Raw genomic sequence first — 2,725 nt, 5'->3', positions numbered from 1 at the left:
CGGAGCCTCGATCGCGCGCCGCGACCCGTCCGGGAAGCGCAGGTGGTAGCGCTGGCCGTCCCAGACCCCGACCGGCGCCTGCGGGTCGCGACCCACGAAGAACGCCCGGTACGCCCCGATAGCCTCCAGCAGCTCCCGTTCCTCCTGCGCCGTCCGGTCCTGCTCGGCCGGCTTGCGGTCCAGCCCCCGGCGCATCCCGTCGCGCAGCAGCGCCAGCCGGGTGGCCGCGAACTGGTAACCGCGCATCGCCTTCAGCCCGCCGTCACCGGCCACCCGCCGGGCCCAGGTGCGGGCGGCGTGCCGACGGCCGAGGCTGCCCAGCGCGGCCACCTCGGGCGGGGTGAGCCAGCCGGCCCGGACGTAGTCCGGCAGGGTGCGCTCGGTGAGCCGCCCCTCCCAGGCGCGCAGCCAGACGGCCAGCCCGACCATGCCGAAGAAGATCGGCACCATCACGCCGAGGTAGCCGTAGAGCGCGATCAGCGGCTGCCCGGTGGCGGCGGCCAGCGTGGGCAGCAGGTTCCAGGTGCCGTGCAGCATCATGGCGAGCAGCAGGCCGGCGATCGGAGCGAGGAAGCGCACCCGCCGGTCGGCGGTCCGCGCCGCGACCCCGAGCCCCACACCGGTCATCGAGGTGAACAGCGGGTGCGCGAAGCCGAAGAGCAGGATCCGCACGATGAAGATGGCGATCACCTGGCGGGCGCCGGTGGCCGGGCCGTACTCCTCGACGCCGGTGCGGTAGCCGTATCCGCCCAGGTAGAGGATGTTCTCCACCATGGCGAAGCCGACCGCGGAGAGCCCGCAGTAGACCAGGCCGTCGGTGACCCCGGAGAACTCCCGGCGGCGGAAGATCAGCAGCAGGAGCGGGCCGGCGGCCTTGGTCAGCTCCTCGATGAACGGGGCGACAAGCACGGCGGTCAGCGCCGCGGGCAGCCCCAGGTTCTCGAACAGCCGGGCGCCGGTCTCGTTGACCAGCAGCGAGATGGCGGTGGAGACGAACGCGCCCCAGGCGAAGCAGAAGATCAGGTATTTCAGCGGCTCGGGCTCGTAGCGGTCGAGCCAGAGGAAGCAGGAGACCAGCACCGGCACCGGCAGGATCGCCGCGATCACACCCACCAGGAGCGCCTCCGCGCCCAGGCTCTCGCCCAGGGTGAAGACCATGAAGACCGCCCCGGCGGCGATCAGCAGCACCACCGCGGCCAGCGCCAGGAACCGCCGCCAGCCGAGCCGGCGCAGCGGCATCCGGGGGGTGGGTGACCCCGGCAGGGCGGCGGGCGCGGTCGGCGGCGGCGGCAGGGCTCCGCCGGGCGGGGTGACGGCCATGCGGTCAGCGTAGTCACCCGTGACCCACTGGTCCGGCCGCATCGCGGCCGCTATGCTCCGGGACAGGTCACGAGTGCCAGCGCGAAGCCCCGGCTTGCTGGCCGGCAACCCTCGTCGAGTTCGCGGTGGGGTGCCCCGGGTGATGACCGGGCCCAGCCCGAACCGCGTGCTGGGCAAGCGCGGACCCCGTCCCGGTGGCCACACCCGGGGTCCCCTGGACCCGGGAGGCTCCGGCATGACCGTCACCCTCGTACCCTCGCTGCCCACCCTGCCCGTCCCGAGCCGGCCCGATCCGCTCGGCGTGCTCGGCGTACCGGGGGAGATCAACCTCGACCACGCGGCCAGCGCGCCGTGCGCGCGGGCCGCCGCCGACGCGGTGGCCGAGCTGCTGCCCTGGTACGCGAGCGTGCACCGGGGCGCCGGTGCGCTGTCGCGGCGCTGCACGCTGGCCTACGAGCGGGCCCGGCAGACCGTGGCCGACTTCCTCGGTGCCCGCCCCGACGACCACGTGATCTTCACCCGGAACACCACCGACGCGGTGAACCTGCTGGCCCGGGCGCTGCCCGCCGGGACCACGGTGGTCACCTTCGCCGGCGAGCACCACGCCAACCTGCTTCCCTGGCCGCGCGGCTCGGTCCGGCTCCCGGTGCCGGACGGCCCCGGTGGCGCGGTCCGCTCCCTCGACGCCGCGCTGGGCGAGCTGTCGCGCGACGCCCGGCCGGGGCTGCCGGTGCTGGTCGCGGTGACCGGCGCGAGCAACGTGACCGGGGAGCGCTGGCCGGTGGCCGAGCTGGCCCGGGTGGCCCGTCGGCACGGCGCCCGGATCCTGGTCGACGCCGCCCAGTTGGTCCCGCACGCCCCGGTGGACATCGCCGCGCTGGACGTCGACTACCTGGCGCTGTCCGGCCACAAGCTGTACGCCCCGTTCGGCACCGGCGTGCTGGTCGGCCGGGCGGACTGGCTGGACGCGGCCCCGCCGTACCTGGCCGGTGGCGGGGCCACCAGCCACGTCGGGGCGGGCACCCACGAGGTGCGCTGGGCCACCGGCCCGGCCCGGCACGAGGCGGGCACCCCGAACCTGCTCGGCGCGGTGGCCCTGGCGGCGGTCTGCGCGGCGCTGGCCGACGCGGACCGGGACGCGCTGCACGCCCAGGAGCAGGCGCTGCTGGCCCGGCTCCGGGCGGGCATCGCCGCCCTGCCCGACGTGGTGGAGCTGCGCACCTTCGGGCCGGACGCGCCGCGGGTGGGCATCGTCAGCTTCGTGGTCGCCGGTCGCGACTCCGCCGACGTGGCCGCCCACCTGGCGACCGCGCACCGGATCGGCGTCCGGGACGGCCTGTTCTGCGCCCATCCGCTGGCCCGCCGCCTGCTCACCGAGGCGGCGGCCCGCAGCGGCCGCCGGGAC

At 75.9% G+C, this 2,725-nt stretch carries 2 protein-coding genes and 1 riboswitch; of the genes, one reads left to right on the top strand and one right to left on the bottom strand.

Translation table 11 applies throughout. The features are described from left to right. Positions 1-1,362, bottom strand: a 1,362-nt coding sequence (locus ACW0Q9_RS30130) for a PrsW family intramembrane metalloprotease (protein ID WP_456187101.1), incomplete at its 3' end; no start/stop codon positions are given. A gap of 23 nt (positions 1,363-1,385) precedes the next feature. After that, positions 1,386-1,506, top strand: a riboswitch (SAM riboswitch). Positions 1,507-1,555: 49 nt separating this feature from the next. Between ACW0Q9_RS30130 and ACW0Q9_RS30125 the strand changes: the two genes are divergently transcribed. After that, positions 1,556-2,725: aminotransferase class V-fold PLP-dependent enzyme (locus tag ACW0Q9_RS30125; RefSeq protein WP_456187099.1), on the top strand; the 1,170-nt coding region annotated here is incomplete at its 3' end.

The sequence above is a fragment of the Micromonospora sp. I033 genome, assembly GCF_053890995.1.
The sequence above is the reverse complement of the archived record's forward strand: the minus strand, read 5'-3'. Positions and strand labels throughout refer to the sequence as shown.